The 20362-nt window shown below is 66.1% G+C and carries 15 protein-coding genes and 1 tRNA gene; 13 read left to right on the top strand and 3 right to left on the bottom strand.

Annotation, left to right across the window (positions count from 1 at the left end):
• Positions 1–17 precede the first annotated feature (17 nt).
• From B146_RS0114515 to B146_RS0114475, 9 genes are all read left to right on the top strand, one after another.
• Complete coding sequence (locus tag B146_RS0114515; RefSeq protein ID WP_019997178.1) at positions 18–1448, top strand: NAD(P)-dependent oxidoreductase; 1431 nt, start codon at positions 18–20, stop codon at positions 1446–1448.
• A gap of 11 nt (positions 1449–1459) precedes the next feature.
• Positions 1460–2809: an NAD-dependent dihydropyrimidine dehydrogenase subunit PreA gene (gene preA, locus B146_RS0114510; protein ID WP_019997177.1), complete on the top strand. Its 1350-nt coding sequence runs from the start codon at positions 1460–1462 to the stop codon at positions 2807–2809.
• A gap of 328 nt (positions 2810–3137) precedes the next feature.
• Positions 3138–4466, top strand: coding sequence for an omega-aminotransferase AptA (locus tag B146_RS0114505; RefSeq protein ID WP_019997176.1), 1329 nt, complete (start codon positions 3138–3140; stop codon positions 4464–4466).
• A 7-nt stretch (positions 4467–4473) separates the two neighbouring features.
• Positions 4474–5721 (top strand): Zn-dependent hydrolase, encoded by a 1248-nt coding sequence (locus tag B146_RS0114500; protein WP_019997175.1) that lies wholly within the window; start codon positions 4474–4476, stop codon positions 5719–5721.
• A 157-nt stretch (positions 5722–5878) separates the two neighbouring features.
• Complete coding sequence (gene hydA / locus B146_RS0114495; protein WP_019997174.1) at positions 5879–7327, top strand: dihydropyrimidinase; 1449 nt, start codon at positions 5879–5881, stop codon at positions 7325–7327.
• Positions 7328–7331: 4 nt separating this feature from the next.
• Positions 7332–8150 (top strand): ABC transporter ATP-binding protein, encoded by an 819-nt coding sequence (locus tag B146_RS0114490; RefSeq protein ID WP_019997173.1) that lies wholly within the window; start codon positions 7332–7334, stop codon positions 8148–8150.
• An 81-nt stretch (positions 8151–8231) separates the two neighbouring features.
• Positions 8232–9170: an ABC transporter permease gene (locus B146_RS0114485; protein ID WP_019997172.1), complete on the top strand. Its 939-nt coding sequence runs from the start codon at positions 8232–8234 to the stop codon at positions 9168–9170.
• Positions 9167–10132 (top strand): ABC transporter permease, encoded by a 966-nt coding sequence (locus B146_RS0114480; protein ID WP_019997171.1) that lies wholly within the window; start codon positions 9167–9169, stop codon positions 10130–10132. The genes B146_RS0114485 and B146_RS0114480 overlap by 4 nt, the downstream gene beginning before the upstream one ends.
• A gap of 30 nt (positions 10133–10162) precedes the next feature.
• The gene (locus tag B146_RS0114475) at positions 10163–11149 is read left to right on the top strand and encodes an ABC transporter substrate-binding protein (RefSeq protein ID WP_019997170.1); all 987 of its coding nucleotides are present in this window, start codon (positions 10163–10165) and stop codon (positions 11147–11149) included.
• Between the two features lie 139 nt (positions 11150–11288).
• Here the strand turns inward: B146_RS0114475 and B146_RS0114470 are convergent, their stop codons facing one another.
• Positions 11289–12245, bottom strand: a complete 957-nt coding sequence (locus tag B146_RS0114470) for an AraC family transcriptional regulator (RefSeq protein ID WP_019997169.1) — start codon at positions 12243–12245, stop codon at positions 11289–11291.
• Between the two features lie 688 nt (positions 12246–12933).
• Here B146_RS0114470 and B146_RS0114460 point away from each other — a divergent pair.
• Positions 12934–15399: a PAS domain-containing hybrid sensor histidine kinase/response regulator gene (locus tag B146_RS0114460; RefSeq protein ID WP_019997167.1), complete on the top strand. Its 2466-nt coding sequence runs from the start codon at positions 12934–12936 to the stop codon at positions 15397–15399.
• Between the two features lie 135 nt (positions 15400–15534).
• Here the strand turns inward: B146_RS0114460 and B146_RS0114455 are convergent.
• Positions 15535–15610: transfer RNA gene (locus B146_RS0114455), tRNA-Thr, on the bottom strand.
• 122 nt (positions 15611–15732) lie between these two features.
• Positions 15733–16704: an NAD(P)H-dependent flavin oxidoreductase gene (locus B146_RS0114450; protein WP_019997166.1), complete on the bottom strand. Its 972-nt coding sequence runs from the start codon at positions 16702–16704 to the stop codon at positions 15733–15735.
• 219 nt (positions 16705–16923) lie between these two features.
• Here B146_RS0114450 and B146_RS0114445 point away from each other — a divergent pair, with 219 nt between their 5' ends.
• The 3 genes from B146_RS0114445 to B146_RS0114435 all read left to right on the top strand — a co-directional run bounded on the left by B146_RS0114445 (position 16924) and on the right by B146_RS0114435 (position 20330).
• Positions 16924–17736 carry a hypothetical protein gene (locus tag B146_RS0114445; RefSeq protein ID WP_019997165.1) on the top strand — a complete coding sequence of 271 codons (813 nt, stop codon included), beginning with the start codon at positions 16924–16926 and terminating at the stop codon, positions 17734–17736.
• Between the two features lie 55 nt (positions 17737–17791).
• A complete protein-coding gene (locus B146_RS0114440) occupies positions 17792–18601 on the top strand; it encodes an exonuclease domain-containing protein (protein WP_040408636.1) in 810 nt (269 codons plus the stop codon).
• 67 nt (positions 18602–18668) lie between these two features.
• Positions 18669–20330 (top strand): cisplatin damage response ATP-dependent DNA ligase, encoded by a 1662-nt coding sequence (locus tag B146_RS0114435; protein ID WP_019997163.1) that lies wholly within the window; start codon positions 18669–18671, stop codon positions 20328–20330.
• Positions 20331–20362 lie beyond the last annotated feature (32 nt).

The raw sequence follows: 20362 nt of genomic DNA, 5'->3' as shown, positions 1-20362 counted from the left end.
AGGAAACGAGGTTCGCAATGAACGAGATATCCCCCGTCAAACCCGATATCGCGCCCGGACGACTGGGGGAAAGCGATCTCGCCCGCAACTTCGACGACCTTCATCCACCCCTGGAAAAGCACGAGGCGCTGGTCGAGGCGGATCGCTGCTATTTCTGCTACGACGCGCCCTGCATGGAGGCCTGCCCGACCTCGATCGACGTGCCTTTGTTCATCCGGCAGATCCAGGCGAACAATCCGACCGGCGCGGCCAAGACGATCCTGTCGGCCAATATTCTCGGCGGCATGTGCGCACGGGTCTGCCCCACCGAAACGCTCTGCGAGGAAGCCTGCGTGCGCGAGGCCGCCGAGGGCAAGCCGGTGAAGATCGGGATGCTGCAACGCTACGCGACCGATCATCTGATCGGGGGCGGTCGTCATCCCTTCACCCGCGCGGCCGAAACGGGCCGGCGGATCGCCGTGGTCGGCGCGGGGCCGGCCAGCCTGTCCTGCGCCCATCGCCTCGCGATGCACGGGCATTCGGTGACGATCTTCGAGTCGCGGCCGAAGCCCGGCGGCCTCAACGAATATGGCATCGCCGCCTACAAGGCGACGCGCAACTTCGCGCAGGCCGAGGTGGACTTCATCCTCTCCATCGGCGGCATTACGATCGAGACCGGCAAGGCGCTCGGCCGCGACCTCCATCTCGACCAGCTCCGCCAGGAATTCGATGCCGTGTTTCTCGGCCTCGGTCTTGCCGGCGTCAACGCGCTCGGAGCGGAAGGCGAGGGCGAAAGCGGCAGCCATGACGCCGTCGCCTGGATCGCCGACCTCCGGCAGACGACCGAACTCGGCAGCCTGCCTGTCGGCCGCCGCGTCGTCGTGATCGGCGGCGGCATGACGGCGGTGGACGCGGCCGTGCAGGCGAAGGCGCTCGGCGCGGAGGAGGTGACGCTCGCCTATCGGCGCGGACGCGACGCCATGAACGCCTCGCGCTACGAGCAGGACCTCGCGCAGACGCGCGGCGTGACGATCCGCTGCCATCTCCAGCCCAAGCGCCTCATCGCCCATGCGGGGCACATCGCCGCCATCGAATTCGAGCGCACGCGGATGGAGGGCGATCGGCTCGTCGCGACCGGCGAAAGCGTGGTGATCGAGGCCGATCAGGTCTTCAAGGCCATCGGACAGAGCTTTGCGCCGGACGGCGTCTCGGCCGAGGCGGCGAGGCTCGATCTCGAGCGCGGGCGCATCAAGGTGGACGCCGCGCGCCGCACCAGCATGGCCGGCGTCTGGGCGGGTGGCGACTGCATTTCCGAGGGCGACGATCTCACCGTGATCGCCGTCGAGGACGGCAAGATCGCGGCCGAGGACATCCATCGCGAACTGACGAGCCGCATGGCGGAGATCGCGACGCTCGGTGCCGGGCAGTGGCCGCAAGCGGCCTCTGCCTTCGTGCCCGGCGCGCTCTGAGGGAGGAAGACATGGCCGACCTTTCCACGAACTTCCTCGGCATCCGCTCGCCGAATCCGTTCTGGCTCGCCTCCGCGCCGCCGACGGACAAGGAATACAACGTCAATCGCGCCTTCGAGGCGGGGTGGGGCGGCGTCGTCTGGAAGACGCTCGGCTCCGCCGGCACGCCGCTCGTCAATGTCAACGGCCCGCGCTACGGCGCGATCCACGGACCCGACCGACGGCTCCTCGGCTTTAACAATATCGAACTGATCACCGACCGCGATCTCGAGACCAATCTCGAAGAGATGGCGCGGGTGAAGCGCAACTGGCCGGACCGCGCGCTGATCGCCTCGCTGATGGTACCCTGCGACGAGGAAAGCTGGAGGGCGATCCTCTCGCGCGTCGACCGCACGGTCTGCGACGGGGTGGAGCTGAACTTCGGCTGCCCGCACGGCATGAGCGAGCGCGGCATGGGCTCGGCGGTCGGTCAGGTGCCCGACTATATCGAGATGGTCGCCCGATGGTGCAAACTGCACTCCGACCTGCCGGTGATCGTGAAGCTGACGCCGAACATCACGGACATCCGCTTTCCGGCGCGCGCGGCGAAGAAGGGCGGGGCGGACGCCGTTTCGCTCATCAACACGATCTCCTCCATCGTCTCGATCGATCTCGACAATTTCGCGCCGACGCCCACCATCGACGGCAAGGGCTCGCATGGTGGCTATTGCGGCCCGGCCGTGAAGCCGATCGCGCTCAACATGGTCGCGGAAATCGCGCGCGATCGCGAGACCTACGACCTGCCAATTTCCGGCATCGGCGGGATCACGACCTGGCGGGACGCGGCCGAGTTCATCTCGCTCGGCTGCGGCACGGTGCAGGTCTGCACGGCCGCCATGACCTACGGTTTCAAGGTCGTGCAGGAGATGACGGCCGGCTTGTCCGACTGGATGGACGAGAAGGGCTATGCCTCGATCGAGGATTTTCGCGGACGCGCCACCCGCAACGTCACGGAATGGCAGTATCTGAACCTCAGTTACGTCACCAAGGCGCGGATCGACCAGGATCTCTGCATCAAATGCGGGCGCTGCCACATCGCCTGCGAGGACACGTCGCACCAAGCCATCACCTCGATGCTGGACGGCGCGCGGCATTTCGAGGTGATCGACGAGGAATGCGTCGGCTGCAATCTCTGCGTCAATGTCTGCCCGGTCGAGAACTGCATCACGATGGAGCGGATCGAGGGGTTCGATCCGCGTACCCAGCGCCCGATCCCGGCCGAATACACGAACTGGACGGCGCATCCGAACAATCCGATGCGCAAGGAGGCGATGCAGTTCGCGCCCGAGCCCATGGTTCGCGAGGCCGAACCGGCGGAGTGAGGCGCGGCTTTCGCCAGGGGAACCGTGGGCGACGGAAGGATGGTCGCCGCCCGCACCTTCTCCCTCTGCCGGAGGCAAGGTTGCGCGGGCGGGGGTGACCTCCTGCGCGACTGAAAGGATCGGCGTCCGCAGGGCGATCCCGGCGCGAAGTTCGACGGCTTTCGTTCGGATCGTCGCGCCGGAATTCTTCTCGATGCTGATCGTCTCGACACAGACTTAACTGTGCTTGACCGGCCCCCGACGCCCTTCTAGCCTCCCTTTTGACCCGTCAGTCAAGAATTCGGCCCGGCCTCTTCTTTGGCTCCGCCGCGTTCGTCGGAGACCCGCCATGACCGAGATGTCGCCTGTCCAGACCAACAATCTGGAAGCCTTCTGGATGCCGTTTTCGGCGAACCGGCAGTTCAAGCAAGCGCCCCGCATGTTCGTCGGCGCCAAGGACATGCACTACACGACGGCCGACGGGCGGCAGGTGCTGGACGGCACGGCGGGGCTCTGGTGCGTCAATGCCGGGCATTGCCGACCAAAGATCACCGAGGCCATTCAGAAGCAGGCCGCCGAACTCGACTATGCGCCGGCCTTCCAGATGGGCCATCCCAAAGCCTTCGAACTCGCCTCGAAGCTCGTGTCCATCGCGCCGCAAGGCCTCGACCATGTCTTCTATACGAATTCCGGTTCGGAATCGGTCGACACCGCGCTGAAGATCGCGCTCGCCTATCACCGCGTGCGCGGCGAGGGCGCGCGCTTCCGGCTGATCGGGCGCGAGCGCGGCTATCACGGCGTCAATTTCGGCGGCATCTCGGTCGGCGGCATCGTCGGCAATCGCAAGATGTTCGGCACGCTCCTGACCGGCGTCGATCACATGCGCCACACGCACGACCCGGAGCGCAATCCCTATCCGCAGGGCGAGACGGAGAACGGCGCCGAGCTTGCCGAGGACCTGCTGCGCATCGCGACGCTGCACGACCCTTCCACGATCGCGGCCGTCATCGTCGAGCCGGTGGCGGGCTCGACCGGCGTGCTGCCGCCACCCAAAGGGTATCTCAAACGCCTGCGCGAGATTTGCGACCAGCACGGCATCCTTCTCATCTTCGACGAGGTCATCACCGGCTATGGCCGTCTCGGCACGGCCTTCGCCTCGGATTACTTCGATGTGGTGCCGGACATCATGGTGACGGCCAAGGGCCTCACCAACGGCGTCATTCCGATGGGCGCGGTGTTCGTGAAGGACACGATCTACGAGGCCTTCATGCAAGGCCCCGAGCATGTGATCGAATTCGCGCATGGCTATACCTATTCCGGCAACCCGATCGCGTCCGCCGCCGCGCTTGCGACGATCGAGACCTACAAGGAAGAGGGCCTGTTCGAGCGCGCGAAGGCGCTGACGCCCGCCTGGACGGATGCGATCCATTCGCTGAAGGGCGCGCGCCACGTCATCGACATCCGCACCATCGGTCTGATCGGCGCGATCGAACTGGAGCCCATCCCGGGCCAGCCGACCAAGCGCGCCTTCTCGGCCTTCGTGAAGGCCTACGAGAAGGGCCTCCTGATCCGCACGACGGGCGACATCATCGCCCTGTCGCCCCCGCTCATCATCGAGGAACGGCAGATCGCCGAGATCGTCGATACGTTGAAGCCGATCCTCGAAAGCCTGGACTGAACGCGCGATGGCGCTCGAATCCAACCTCCAGATCGACGGCGACCGGCTCTGGGACTCGCTGATGGACATGGCGAAGATCGGCCCCGGCATTGCCGGCGGCAACAATCGCCAGACGCTGACCGACGCCGATGGCGAAGGGCGGCATCTCTTCCGGCGCTGGTGCGAGGCCGCCGGCATGGCGATGTCCGTGGACACGATGGGCAACATGTTCGCGCGCCGCGAAGGCGCCGAGCCCGACCTGCCGCCGGTCTATGTCGGCAGCCATCTCGATACGCAGCCGACCGGCGGCAAATATGACGGCGTGCTCGGCGTTCTCGCCGGCCTCGAACTCGTCCGCTCCCTCAACGATCTCAACATTCGGACGAAACACCCGATCGTCGTCGTCAACTGGACGAACGAGGAGGGGACGCGCTTCGCCCCGGCGATGCTTTCCTCCGGCGTCTTTGCCGGCCTTCACGAGGAGGCCTGGGCGAAGGATCGCAAGGACGCCTCGGGCAAGCGCTTCGGCGACGAGTTGAAGCGCATCGGCTGGGAGGGCGACGAGCCGGTCGGGCAGCGGCCGATCAGGGCGCTGTTCGAATATCATATCGAGCAGGGGCCGATCCTCGAGGACGAGGGGATCGATATCGGCGTCGTGACGCACGGCCAGGGCCTCTGGTGGCTGGAAGTGACGCTGACCGGCAAGGAGTCGCATACCGGCTCGACGCCGATGCGCAAGCGCCGCAACGCGGGCCTGGGTCTGGCGCGCATCACCGAACTCGTCCACGAGACCGCCATGGCGCATCAGCCGAACGCGGTCGGCGCGATCGGCCATGTCGAGGTCTACCCGAACTCGCGCAACATCATTCCCGGCCGCGTCGTCTTCACGATCGACATCCGCTCGCCGGACAAGGCCGTGCTGGACGCGATGCGCGAGCGGATCGAGGCGGGCGTCGTCCTCATCGCGGACGAGCTCCAGCTCGGCCATTCGATCGAGCCGACGGGCCATTTCGATCCCGTGACCTTCGACGAGACCTGCGTCGCCGCCGTGCGCCGCGCGGCCGAGACGCTCGGGCTTTCGCATCGGAACATCGTGTCGGGCGCCGGTCACGACGCCTGCTGGATCAACCGTATCGCGCCGACCGCGATGATCTTCTGCCCCTGCGTCGATGGCCTCAGCCACAACGAGGCCGAGGAGATCACCAAGGACTGGGCGAAACGCGGCGCGGATGTCCTGTTCCATGCCGTGCTCGAGACGGCCGGCATCTCGGACTAGGCTTTCACAGCGCCGTCGGGAGACAGGGCGATCCCGACGGCTCTCTCAATCGAAATGCCTCGAATTCGACCATGCAAATTAAATCAGCAACTCAATTGACGCCGGTGCGCGAACGTCCTTGAATGGTTCCACGCCGGACGGGTGCAGGGAGGATGGAATGTCCATCGCGATCAAGGGTGGTACGGTCGTCACCGCCGATCTGACGCATCGCGCCGACGTGCTGGTGGAGAACGGTCGGATCGTCGCGGTCGGGCCGGACCTGTCGGGCGACGAGGTGATCGACGCGTCGGGCGCCTATGTCATGCCGGGCGGGATCGACCCGCACACTCACCTCGAAATGCCCTTCATGGGCACGTTTTCCTCCGATGATTTCGACACGGGGACGGCCGCAGCGCTCGCCGGCGGCACGACGATGGTGGTGGATTTCTGCCTGCCCGCGCCGAACCAGAGCCTGATCGAGGCCCTGCAGGACTGGCACCAGAAGGCCGGTAAGGCGCGGACCGACTATTCCTTCCACATGGCGATCACCTGGTGGGGGAAACAGGTCTTCGACGAGATGCCGGAGGTCGTCAGCCGGGGCATCAACACGTTCAAGCACTTCATGGCCTATAAGGGCGCCTTGATGGTGAACGACGACGAGATGTTCGCCTCGTTCCAGCGCTGCGCCGAACTCGGCGCGATGCCGCTCGTCCATGCCGAAAACGGCGACGTCGTCGCCTCGCTCCAGCAGAAGCTTCTGGCCGAGGGCAATCGCGGGCCGGAAGCGCATGGCTACTCGCGCCCGCCGCAGGTGGAGGGGGAGGCGACGAACCGCGCCATCATGATCGCCGATCAGGCGGGCGTGCCGCTCTATGTCGTTCACGTATCCTGCGAGGAAAGTCACGAGGCGATCCGCCGCGCGCGACAGGCCGGGATGCGCGTTTTCGGCGAGCCGCTGATCCAGCACCTGACGCTGGACGAGGGCGAATATCTGAACCCTGACTGGGACTATGCCGCGCGGCGCGTGATGAGCCCGCCTTTCCGCAACCGGAAGCATCAGGATTCGCTCTGGTCGGGCCTTGCCAGCGGCTCGCTTCAGGTCGTCGCGACCGATCACTGCGCCTTCACCACCGAGCAAAAGCGCTTCGGCGTCGGTGACTTCACCAAGATTCCGAACGGCACCGGAGGCTTGGAGGATCGTCTGGCGGTTCTCTGGTCGAAGGGCGTCAACACGGGCCGGCTGACGATGAACGAATTCGTCGCCGTGACCTCGACCAACATCGCCAAGATTCTCAACGTCTATCCGCGCAAGGGCGCGATCCTGCCCGGCGCCGATGCCGACATCGTCGTTTTCGACCCGGCCGCGACGAAGACCGTGCGGGCGGCGACGCAGAAATCCGCGATCGACTACAACGTCTTCGAAGGGTTCGAGCTGAAAGGCCTGCCGAAGATCGTGCTGTCCGGCGGCAAGGTGGCCTATCGCGACGGCGACGTGCGAGCCGAGACTGGCTCGGGGCGCTTCGTCGAGCGCCCGGCCAACGCGCCGGTCAATAAGGCGCTTTCGACCTGGAAGGAACTCGTCGCCCCGCGCCCGGTCGAGCGCGCCGGCATTCCGGCGGGCGTGTAACCAGATGTTGCAGGTGGTGCCGAGTCCCAAGGCCGAGATCGATGGCGGACGGGTGGTGATCGAGGCGAAGGCGCTGTCGCTCACCTTCCGAACCGCCGACGGCCCGGTCCACGCCTTGAAGGATGTGGACCTGACGGTGCGGGAAGGGGAGTTCATCTCCTTCATCGGTCCGTCCGGCTGCGGGAAGACGACGCTTCTGCGCGTCATCGCCGATCTGGAGCAGCCGAGTTCGGGCGCGATCTCGGTCAACGGCATGACGCCGGACGAGGCGAGGCGCGCGCGCGCCTATGGCTACGTGTTTCAGGCGGCGGCGCTTTATCCCTGGCGGACGATCGCCGGCAATGTCGGCCTGCCGCTCGAGATCATGGGGCATGACAAGGCCGAGCGGGCGCGGCGGGTGGAAGCGGGGCTCGATCTCGTCGGGCTCTCTGGCTTCGGTCGCAAATTCCCGTGGCAGCTGTCCGGCGGCATGCAGCAGCGCGCCTCGATCGCCCGCGCGCTGTCCTTCGATCCGCAACTCCTCCTGATGGACGAGCCCTTCGGCGCCCTGGACGAGATCGTGCGCGACCGGCTCAACGAGGAATTGCTGAAGCTCTGGGCCAAGACGCGCAAGACCGTGATCTTCGTCACGCATTCGATCCCCGAGGCGGTGTTCCTGTCCACCCGCATCGTCGTCATGAGCCCGCGACCCGGGCGCATCCACGAGATCGTGGACTGCGACCTCGGGCCCGAGCGCCCGCTCGAAATCCGCGAAACGCCGCGCTTCCTCGAAATCGCCCAGCGCGTCCGCGAAGGGCTGAAGGCGGGGCATAGCTATGATTGAGGGGGAATTCCGAAGCGGAAAGCCGCAGGTCTTGTCGCTGGGCCTGGAAGAGAATTCGTCTCCAGCGAGGGAGCGTCGCGGATGACCGTCGCGCCGATTGCGGAGCCTGGGGCGGGGATCGGGCGCAGCGGCGAGGTGAGCCTTCTCACCCGGGCCATGAGCGGCAAGGCTCTGCCGATCCTCATCGTCGTCCTTGCGATCGTCGCGATCTGGTATGCCGGCGCGGTCTGGCTGAACTGGCAGACGGTGGCGGATCGTCTCGCGCGCAGCGGCACGGCGCCGGACATGCTGACGATCCTTGCGGGCACGATGGCCTCCGATCGTCCCATCCTCCCGGCGCCGCATCAGGTGGCGCTCGATCTCTGGAAGACGATCGTCGAGACGCGGCCGACCTCGCCGCGCTCGCTCCTCTTTCATGCCTGGGTGACGCTGTCTTCGACCTTGCTCGGCTTTGCGATCGGCACCGCGCTCGGCATTCTCCTGGCGGTCGGGATCCTTCATTCGCGCACGCTCGACAAGAGCCTGATGCCCTGGATCATCACCAGCCAGACCATTCCGATCCTCGCCATCGCGCCGATGATCATCGTCGTCCTGTCCTCGATCGGCGTCACGGGTCTTCTGCCGAAGGCGGTGATCTCGACCTACCTGTCCTTCTTTCCGGTCACGGTCGGCATGGTGAAGGGGCTGCGCTCGCCCGACACGATGCTGATCGATCTCATGCACACCTACAGCGCCAGTCGGGGCCAGGTTCTGGCGAAGCTACGCCTGCCGGCCTCGCTGCCCTTCCTCTTCGCCTCCATGAAGATCGCGGTCGCCGCCGCGCTCGTCGGCGCGATCGTCGGCGAATTGCCGACGGGGGCGCAGGCGGGGCTCGGCGCGCGGCTTCTGGCCGGCTCCTATTACGGGCAGACCGTGCAGATCTGGTCGGCGCTGGTCATGGCCTCGGTTCTGGCCGGAACGCTCGTGGCCCTCGTGGGCTTGGCCGAGACGGCGGTGCTCAAGCGGACGGGCGCGCGATGAGTGCGATCCTCCCCAGACTTCGCGGCGGCTTTCTCGTTCCCCTCATCCTGTCGCTCGCCGGCATCGCAGCCCTGTTCGCCTCGCTGGAACGGGGCGAAGTCGACGCCTTCTTCTGGCTGCTTCTTGTCGCCTTCTGGCTGGTCGCCTGGCAGTTGACGGCACGGCTCGCCGGCCTTCGTCCGCACCATGCCTGGGGCGCGAGGGTTGCCGACACGGCGGTGCCCATCGCCTTCGGCGTGACGCTCCTCGTTCTCTGGGAATGCATCGTGCGCGGGCTCGCGGTCCCCTCGGTCCTCCTGCCGCCCCCGTCCGCGATCGGTGCGCGGATCGCCGGCTCCCTGCCGATCCTCTGGGCCGATTTTCGCCAGACTTATCTGAAGGCCGTGCTCGCCGGCTATGCGATCGGCTGCGGCGCGGGCTTTCTCGCGGCGATCCTGATCGACCGATCGCCCTTCCTGAAACGCGGCCTCCTGCCGGTCGGCAATCTCGTCTCGGCGCTGCCGATCATCGGCATCGCGCCGATCATGGTGATGTGGTTCGGCTTCGACTGGCCCTCGAAGGCGGCGGTCGTCGTGGTGATGACCTTCTTCCCGATGCTGGTGAACACGCTGGCGGGTCTCACAGTCGCGGGCGCGATGGAACGCGACCTCATGAAGACCTATGCGGCGAGCGATCGTCAGGCGCTTCTGAAGCTCCGCCTGCCGGCCGCCTTGCCCTTCGTGTTCAACGCGCTGAAGATCAATTCGACCCTCGCGCTGATCGGCGCGATCGTCGCCGAGTTCTTCGGCACGCCGATCGTCGGCATGGGCTTTCGCATCTCCGCCGAGATCGGCCGGATGAACACCGACATGGTCTGGGCCGAGATCGCCGTGGCCGCGCTGGCCGGCTCGCTTGGCTACGGCCTCCTATCCGTCGTCGAGCGGCTCTCGACATTCTGGCATCCGTCCTTCCGCGCTCGATAGGGCGGACCTCGAACAAGGAGCATAGGGGTCATGAAGTCGCTGAAACTCGCCGGTCTCGCGCTGGCATTCTCGGCTGCCGCGTCCGCGCAGGCGCTCGCCGCCGACCCGCTGACGCTCCAGCTCAAATGGGTCGCCCAGGCCCAGTTCGCCGGCTATTACGTCGCGCAGGAGAAGGGCTACTACACGGATGCCGGTCTCGACGTGACGATCAAGCCGGGCGGCCCGGACGTCGCACCCGAGCAGGTGATCGCGGGCGGCGGCGCCGACGTGATCGTGGACTGGATGCCGGCCGCGCTCTCGGCGCGCGAAAAGGGCCTGCCCCTCGTCAACATCGCCCAGCCCTTCGCGAAATCCGGGTTGATGCTGACCTGCCGGAAGGACACCGGGATCGCCTCGCCGGCCGATTTCAAGGGCAAGACGCTCGGCGTCTGGTTCTCCGGCAACGAATATCCCTTTCTCGCCTGGATGGCGAAGCTCGGCCTCAAGACCGATGGCGGTCCGGACGGTGTGACCGTGGTGAAGCAGGGCTTCAACGTCGATCCGCTCCTGCAGAAGCAGGCCGACTGCATTTCCACCATGACCTACAACGAATACGGGCAGGTGCTGGACGCCGGCCTCAAGCCCGAGGATCTCGTCGTGTTCCGATACGAGGATCAGGGCGTCGCGACGCTGGAGGACGGGCTCTATACGACCGAAAAGGAACTCGACGATCCCAAGAAGGTCGATGCCCTCGCGCGCTTCGTCGCCGCCTCGATGAAGGGCTGGCAATATGCCAAGGCGCACCCGGACGAGGCGGCGGAGATCGTTCTCGACAACGACACGACCGGCGCGCAGACCGAAGCGCATCAGAAATTCATGATGTCGGAAGTCGCCAAGCTCCTCGGCGACACGCCGAAGCTCGACACGGCGACCGCCGACACCACGGTGAAGGTCCTCATGTCCGGCGGCTCGGCCCCCGTGATCTCCAAGGCGCCCGAGGGGGCCTGGACGTCGAAAGTCACGGATGCGATCAAGTAGCGACGAGCACTGAGGCGCCTCGGGTTCGCTCGCGCGAGCCGGAGAGGGGTGATCGGTTCTGATGGTGAATTGGCGGTGCTGGCCAGATCAAGGGCCGGCATCGCGTCGTCGTATTCGTTCTCTCTGATGGAGATAGGGATCAGTCCTGACGCGCGGGGGTCGAAACCGCCCGGTGACGCCACTCCCTCGGGCTGCAATCATAGGCGGCCCGAAACACCTTGTTGAACGTGTCGCTTCGCGGGATGCCGACGCTATAGGCGATCTCGGAGATGAGGCGGCGATCCTGCGGGTCCTGCAAGGCTGCGGCGGCCTTGCGCAGGCGGAGATTGTGGAGGGCCGCCGCAATGCCGGTCGAGCCGCCGAACGCGCGGTAGAGCGTGGCGCGGGAGACGCCGGCGAGGCTCGCGATCTTGTCGATGTCGAGATCGGCTTCCCGATACCGCTGCTCCAGGATCCAGCAGATCTCCGTCTTGAGACGCCGCTTGGCCGCGTCCGCGGACAGGGTGCAGAGTTCGGACTGACCGAGGCATGACAGAAAGGTCCCGGTCAGCCTTTCTCCAAGAGTGGTCCCGGCCGCGTCTTCCAGCGAGGAGAGCTGTTCGAGGTCCTGCAAAACCTGATGCACCAGGGGTTCGGCATCCCGGCCGGACAGGACGAGACCGTGAAGCGTTCCGATGCGCGGGACCAGCTTCTCCACCGTTCCGCGATGGAAGCTCAGGCTGATGACGCGCGCGTTGGTGAAGGACTGGTCGAAGGGCACGCTCATGTCGCCGATCAGCACGCTCCCGGCGGCGCCGCGAAAGGAGGTGGCGGGCGTTTCGCCATGGAAACGCCCTTCGAGGACGAGGGCCAAGGTCACGACATCGAACCCGTCGGACCGGATCATGGACGTGGTGCGAACATAGCCTTGGCCCGCCATCCTCGTGTCCGAGAACTCGAGTATTCCCAGATTGAACGTACGGGAATGCGAGTAGAATTCGCCCGGCGAGCGCTCCGTTCGCAGGATATGGGCGTAGCTCGGCCAGGGCCGCCCGCGCCAGGCATCGTAACGCTCCTGAGGCCTTACACAGTCGGTGGTGAAATCAAGCGAGCGCATGCGGCCGATCGAGCGTCGGAGTGAACTCTCATCCCTGACCTCATGCGAGGTCGGAGGTTGGAGCTTGTAAGTCGGCCCCGATCAATTCGATCCCTCGAATGGACGAAACGTTTCCTCGTGTCGTGCGACCGGACGAGAACCTCGCGAACCGCCTCCGCTTGCCCGTTTCGTCCTTGGCTCGAAGGCCCTTCCTGTTGGCCATCACGCCATCCGACTCATCGCCAATCCGCAACCCGGCGCCTTCGGCAATCGCAGCATGGACGCGGTCTTCAGCGCGATCTCGAAGACGGGCTGGCGGCAGAAAACTCCGCGCGATGTCCACCGCAACTGGCCGAGGATGCCGTGAACGACACGAATCGGGAAAGGAAGGCGTGGATGAGGGCCGGGGGGGGGGGCGATACGCTCGGCCCGGCGGGGAAGACCGCCATCGGGATTTTACTGCGGTCGGGCATCTTGACGCAGGGCGCGCTCGCAGAGGGCAGGCGACACCGTCCCTGCGAACCTGCTTATCACGAGTTCGCCCGCGACCTATCCGGTGCGGCATGGGTCTCAGCTAGCGATGAGAAGACGACGTCTCGCCAACTCCAACCGACCGCGAACGCGTCTTTGTCGCCGTGACGCGCGGGTGAAAGCAGCGTAGACCGGGTGAGGGGCGTGGCTTGTCCGTCCGCCTTCCGGGGGGTGAAACGTGTTCGATACGCAGTCTCAGCTCTTTCGGCAGGCCCTCGCGGACGGCGGCGCTTGCGGCGCGCTGATCGCGTCCGAAAACTGGGAAGACACTCCCCTCGGGGCCCTTGCGACCTGGCCCGTCAGCCTGCGCATGGCGGTCTCGCTGATGCTGCGCTCGCCCGTTCCCATGGTTATCCTGTGGGGCGAAGACGGCATCATGCTCTACAACGACGCCTATTCCCGCTTTGCGGGAAAGCGGCATCCGGACCTCCTCGGCGCGAAGGTGCATGACGGATGGCCCGAGGTCGCCGCCTTCAACCGCAACGTCCTGCAGGTCGTCCTGGCGGGCGGCACGTTGCAGTACCGGGATCAGGAGTTCACGCTCGATCGCACCGGGCGCCTGGAGCCGGTCTGGCTGAATCTCGACTTCTCGCCCATTCCCGACGAGGCGGGACGGCCGGGCGGCGTCCTCTGCGTTCTCGGCGAAACGACGGATCGCATCAGGGCCGAGCGGCAGCGGGACGCGGCCCGTGTCGCGCTGCGGGAAACGGACGCGCAGTTCCAACTCATGGTGAACTCCGTTCCGCAGATCATCTGGATCGCGGATGGTGACGGGCGGATGGAGTACCTGAACCGTCAGTTCACCGAATATACCGGCGCCGGCTTCTCATCGATGTCGCCGAGCGAAATCGCCGGCGCGTTCATCCATCCCGCCGACGCTCCGAAGGTCGTCGCCGCGTTCCAGTCGGCCCGCGACGAGGGCAAGCCGCACAGTTGCGAACACCGGATTCGGTCCGCGTCCGGCGAGTATCGCTGGTTCCTCGACCGCGCCGAACCCTATCGCGACCAGCGAACCGGACGGATCACGCGCTGGTTCGGGTCCTCCGTCGATATTCACGACCGAAAGATCGCGGAAGATCGTCTGCGCGCCGCCAATGACGGCCTGACGGAACGGGTGGCCGAACGAACGGCCGAGCGCGATATCCTCGCGACGCTCGTCGAGCACACCGACATTCTGGTCATGGCGGTGGACCTCGACTTCAACATCCTCGCCCTCAACGCCGCCAATGCCGACGAGTTCGAACGGATCTTCGGCATCCGCCCGAAGGCGGGCGACAACATGCTGGCGCTTCTCGCCGATCAGCCACAGCATCAGGAAGAGGTTCGCGCCGGCTGGGCGCGGGGCCTGAGCGGCGAGCATGTGGATTTCGTCGAGACATTCGGCGATCCGAACCGGGCGCGCCCCTATTACGAGATCAAGTTTCGACCGCTCTTCGACGAAGGCGGAAGGCTGATCGGCGCCTATCAGTTCGTCATCGACGTCTCGGACCGGCTCCGGCGCGAGGCGCAACTGGCCGAGGCGCAACTGGCCTTGCGGCAAAGCCAGAAGATGGAGGCGATCGGACAGCTGACGGGCGGCGTCGCGCACGACTTCAACAATCTCCTGATGGCCGTGCTCGGCAATCTGGAACTCTTGCGCAAGCACGCCGATCCCGACCCGAGAACCAGGCGCTTGATCGACGGCGCGATGAGCGGCGCGCAGCGCGGCGCGGCCTTGACGCAGCGCCTTCTCGCCTTCGCCCGCCGTCAGGACCTCCAGCTGGAGCCGAGAAATCTCGCCGATCTCGTGAAGGGCATGGTGGAACTGCTCGAGCAATCCATCGGCGCGGCCGTCGAACTCAGGCTTCTGCCGCCGGACGTGGCGGCTGTGGCCCTCGTGGACGCCAACCAGCTGGAGCTGGCGATCCTGAACCTTGCCGTCAACGCGCGAGATGCCATGCCGAACGGCGGGGAGCTGACGATCGCGATCGAGCGCCGCGCCGGCGATGGCGAGCTCGCGCCCGGCGACTATGTCTGTCTCACCGTATCCGACACCGGAAGCGGAATGGACGCCGACACGCTCAAGCGATCGACCGAACCGTTCTTCTCGACCAAGGGGGTCGGCAAGGGGACAGGGCTCGGCCTGTCGATGATCCATGGACTGGCGGTTCAGCTCAACGGCGCGCTGCGCCTGTCCAGCGTCCCGGGCCAGGGAACCCGCGCCGAACTCTGGCTCCCCGCGGCCGAGAGCAAAACCGATATCGAAGTGCCGATCCCCACCGCGCCCGCTTCGACCCGTGACCACAAGCCGACCCGCGCGCGGATTCTGGTGGTCGACGACGACATGCTGATCGCCATGAGCACGCTCGATATGCTGCAGGATCTCGGTCACGAGACCGTCGAGGCCAATTCCGGTCAGGAAGCGCTCGACATCCTTCGCAGCGGCGCCGTCTTCGATCTGATGATCACCGATTTCGCCATGCCCCGGATGAATGGCGGCGAACTGGCGGAAGCCGCGCTCGCGCTCCGGCCCGACCTCCCCATCCTCCTGGCGACCGGCTATGCCGAACTACCCCCGGGAATGCGTCTCGACCTTCCGCGCCTCGGCAAGCCCTACAGCCAGAGCCAGCTGGCAAACGAGATCAACCGGCTTCTCGCGAGCTGAGAGCGGGGCGGCTTTTGCCCGACGGGCGGCTAGCGGGTTTCCGTCAGCTGGAAGTTCGCTTCTGCCTTCCGGACCACACCGAGGCCACGAAAAGCAAAAGGGGCTAGCGAATGAACGCTAACCCCTCGAAACTGCTGGTGCCGCTTAGGTGACTCGAACACCTGACCCCATCATTACGAATGATGTGCTCTACCGACTGAGCTAAAGCGGCTTGGCTTGGCGTTGTCCGCCGGCCGTGAGCGGGTTACTAGCCAATTCCTCCGAGCGGCGCAACAGGAAAATGACGGGCTCGAAGAGATGATCGAAGGGGCGGTTGTAAGGCTCTGATGCGCCTCACGGTTTCGCCGTGGGGGAGAGAAGCTTTTCGCGGGCTCGGGCGTATTCCGAGGCGAGGCGGTCGACGAGCGTGCCGGCCGGAACGATGGAATCGACCGCGCCGATTCCCTGGCCGGCGCCCCAGATGTCCTTCCACGCCTTGGCGGCCTTCTCGCCGCCGAAATCCATTTTCGACGGATCGGATTCCGGGAGGTTGTCCGGGTCCAGCCCAGAGGCCTCGATCGAGGCGCGCAGATAATTGCCGTGAACGCCGGTGAAGAGGTTGCTGTAGACGATGTCGGTCGCGTGGCCTGCGACGACGGCGTCCTTGTAGGCGGCCGCCGCGTTCGCTTCCTCGGTGGCGATGAAGGCCGAGCCGATATAGGCGCCGTCGGCCCCCATGGCTTCGGCCGCCAGGATACCGGCGCCGGTCGCGATCGCGCCGGAGAGGAAGAGGGGCCCGTCGAACCAGCGGCGGATTTCGGAAACGAGCGCGAAGGGCGAAAGCGTGCCCGCATGGCCGCCGGCCCCGGCGGCAACGGCGATCAACCCGTCCGCGCCCTTTTCGATGGCCTTGTGGGCGAAGCGGTCGTTGATGACGTCGTGCAGAACGATGCCGCCGTAGGAATGCACGGCCTGATTGACCTCCTCGACCGCGCCGAGCGAGGTGATCACGATGGGCACCTTGTGGTCGACGCAGACGCGAAGGTCCGCGTCGAGCCGCGCGTTGGAGCGGTGGACGATCTGGTTCACCGCGAAGGGGGCGGAGGGCCGGTCGGGATGGGCGGCGTCATGCGCGGCCAGCGCCTCTGCGATCTCCGACAGCCACTCGCTCAAACGTTCGGCCGGCCGGGCGTTGAGGGCCGGAAAGGCTCCGACGATGCCGGCCCTGCACTGGGCGATCGTCAGCGCCGGATTGGAGATGATGAAGAGCGGCGCGGCGATCGCGGGAAGGCGCAGGCGCCCGTGGAGCGAGGTGGGCAGGGACAAGGCTTCCTCCGCATCTAACGTAAACGTAAGACAAGAGCTAACGCAGCCTGGGACGCCTGCCAAGAGGTTTCCGGGCTCGGCGCTGCGGGAGGCTAGCGAAACGCTCCGCTAACCATCGTTGCTGCTTCGCAACAGAGCTGTGGATTCGCCGGCGGGCTGGCCCCGGAATGGGCTCATTCGCGTTGGAAGTCTGTCTCGCTCGATACGGAAGGCCCGCCCATGTCATCTCGCTCCACCCGCTTTGCCATCGCCTCGCTCGGCATTCTCGGCTTTTGCGGTTTGGGCGCGGCGATGAGCGGTTTCTCCATCGCCGCCGATGCCGACAGTCCGGCGGTGACGCGCGGGGTTCCCGACGCGAGCGCGCCCGCCGCCGTTTCCGCGCCGCAGGATCTCGCCGCCCCCTTCGGCGGCAGTTGCTCGGAGGAATGTGAGAATACACTGTCGCTCCTGTCCGACAGCGACCGCGAAGGGCTGATCGATCTGCCTTCGCGCGTGGAACGCACGCTCGCAGCCATCGGGCCGATCAAGGGCGATGGCGGCACGAAGGCCGCCGCGAGCGTCGCTATGCGCCTCGATGACATCGACGCCTCCGGCACCGTGGCCGAACCGGGCGTCGAGGAGACATTGGCCGCGCCGATCGACATCCAGGCGGGAGAAGCCGACTGCACGCTGCGCTGGTTCGGCTTCCTGGACGAAGCCAGCCGGACGGTTGGCACCCATCGCTGCCGGATCGAGAAGGCGGGAGACGGCACCGTGACCATCGAGAAGCTGACCGGCGAAAGATTCCTCGTTCATCTCGCGCCGCTGAACGACCGCTTCTCGGCCGCCATCGGCCGGTCCTATCTCGCCGAGCAGCCGGAGCGCGACTACGATCTCAAGGCTCCGCTCAACGCCGGAAACGCCAATTTCGGCAATGTCTCGGGTCTGGCGACCTTGAGCGGCGGGCAGATCGTGTTGATCGGCGGCGCGGAACTCGGGATGAAGCCGGCGGACGACACGTTCTTTTCGGTGCTGACCATCGCCGGTCATTGAACCGATTGCCGCACAGGTCTTGCGATAGGGCGCGAAGCGGCCGATTTTGACCGTCATGGACTCACTCTTCCCCGCGTCTCCCCTCACGCCGCAGCTCTTTCCGGACATGGGCCCGACAACCGTGCGGGTGATCGATACGGAAACCGCCGGCCAGAAGCTGGAGGAGGACGCGGTGATCGAGATCGGCTCGGTCGATCTCGATCTCGCAACGGGCCGCATCGTCAACCCGATGCAGACGCTGGCCGATCCGGCCGGCGTCGAGATCAATCCGCACGCCCGCCGCGTTCACAAGATCACCGACGAGATGCTGGAAGGCGCGCCGCCCTTCGCGGAAGCCGTCCAGCCCTTCGCCGATATAAGGCTGTTCGCCGCCCAGCGCGCGAGCTTCGATCGCTCGCGCCTGCGCCTCGCCGGCACCTGGCTCTGTACCTACAAGCTGGCGCTGCGGGCCTTCCCGGATGTGAGGGCGCACGGGCTGCAGTCACTGGTGAAATACGTGCCGCTCGATCTCAGCGACGTCGCGCCCGATCTGGAGGGGCTGCATCCGCACCGGGCCCTGTTCGATGCGCTTTGCACGGCGGTTCTGCTGCGACGGATCACGGCCGAGCTTCTGCCGCGCTGCCGCGACCTCGCCGATTTTCTGGAGCGCGCCGAGCGCGTGTCGAACGAGCCGGCGCTTCTGGCGCGGCTGCGCTTCGGCCGGCATCGCAACATCGCCTTGCGCGACGTGCCGACGGACTATCTGGAATGGCTGATCCGCGAGCCGGGGATGGACGCGGACGCCGTGTTCACGGCGCGCCATCATCTCCAGAAGCGCACGGAAAAGGCGCTGTCGGCCTTCGCGCGGCCTCTGCCCGCCGCGTGACGCCTTCCGGGTGCGGGTTCGGGCGCTAGGTATCGTCGCCTAGAGGCCCACCGTGGAGCCAGCCGCCTTGCAGCGCTTTGCCGAACTTCTCGATCGTCTGGTTCTCACGCCGTCGCGCAACGGCAAGCTGAAGCTGATGGTGGATTATTTCCGCTCGGTGCCCGATCCCGAGCGCGGCTACGCGCTGGCGGCGCTCACCGGCGAACTCGACATCCGCTCCGTGAAGCCCGCGATGCTGCGCGATCTGATGGCGAGCCGGATGGACGAAGTCCTGTTCGGCTATTCCTACGATTATGTCGGCGATCTCGCGGAAACGATCGCGCTCGTCTGGCCTTCGCCGCACGATGGCGAGGCGAGGGGGCGCAACGACGTTCCGAGCCTGTCGGAGGTCGTCACCACGCTCGACGCCGCGAGCCGCACTGAGGGACCGAAGCTCGTGGAGGACTGGCTCAACCGGCTGGATTCGTCCGGCCGCTACGCCCTTTTGAAGCTCGTGACCGGTGCGCTGCGCATCGGCGTGTCCTCGCGCCTCGCCAAACAGGCGCTGGCCGATTTCGGGGCCAAGGAGATCGCCGAGATCGAGGAACTCTGGCACGGGCTGCGCGCGCCCTACGAGGAGCTTTTCGCCTGGCTGGAGGGCGACGCCGAGAAGCCCGTTTCCGCCGCTGCCGCGCCGTTCCGGCCGGTGATGCTGTCGCAGCCGCTGGAAGCGCCCGACTACGGCCGGATCGATCCCGAGACCTATGCCGCCGAATGGAAGTGGGACGGAATCCGCGTGCAGGCGACGGTGGAGCGCGGCGTGCGCCGGCTCTATTCGCGCACGGGCGACGACATTTCCGGTGCCTTTCCCGATCTCTTGGACTTCATGACCTATGACGGCTCGCTCGACGGCGAGTTGCTGGTGGCGCGGCCGTCCGGCAAGAGCGGCGCGCCGAAGGTCGAGCATGAGAGCGGCGCGGTGCGCGACGATATCGTGGTCGGCACCTTTTCCGATCTTCAGCAGCGGCTGAACCGCAAGACCGTCTCGGCGGCGGTGATGAAGAAGCATCCGGTCTTCCTGCGGACCTACGATCTCCTGCAGGACGGCGCGGACGACCTGCGAACGCTTCCCTTCGCCGAGCGGCGCAAGCGGCTGGACCGGTTCGTCGCCGATCTGGAGCCGACCCGCTTCGACATCTCGCCCTTCGTGCCCTTTGCCGATTTCGAGGCGTTGTCGCGCCTGCGCGCCGAGCCGCCCCATCCGGTGATCGAAGGCCTGATGCTGAAGCGCTGGGACTCGGCCTATGTGCCGGGCCGGCCGAAAGGTCCGTGGTTCAAGTGGAAGCAGGACCCGCATCTCATCGATGCCGTCCTGATGTATGCCCAACGCGGGCACGGGAAGCGGTCGAGCTTCTATTCCGACTACACGTTCGGGGTCTGGACCGGGCCGGCCGATCAGCCGGAACTCGTGCCCGTCGGCAAGGCCTATTTCGGCTTCACCGACGAGGAACTGAAGCAGCTCGACAAATATATCCGCGACAACACGATCGACCGCTTCGGCCCGGTGCGCTCGGTGCGGGCCGAGCCCGATCATGGGCTGGTGCTCGAAGTGGCCTTCGAGGGGCTGGCGCGCTCGACGCGCCACAAGTCGGGCGTCGCCATGCGCTTTCCGCGCGTGTCACGCCTGCGCTGGGACAAGCCCGCCTTCGAGGCGGATCGGCTGGAAACGCTTCAGGCCATGCTGGAATGAGCCACGCCTTGCATCGCCACAATCGCGCCTTT

The sequence above is a fragment of the Aureimonas ureilytica DSM 18598 = NBRC 106430 genome (genome assembly GCF_000382705.1).
Lineage (GTDB): Bacteria > Pseudomonadota > Alphaproteobacteria > Rhizobiales > Rhizobiaceae > Aureimonas > Aureimonas ureilytica.
Note: the sequence above shows the minus strand (reverse complement) of the source record. Positions and strands in the feature narration are given on the sequence as shown.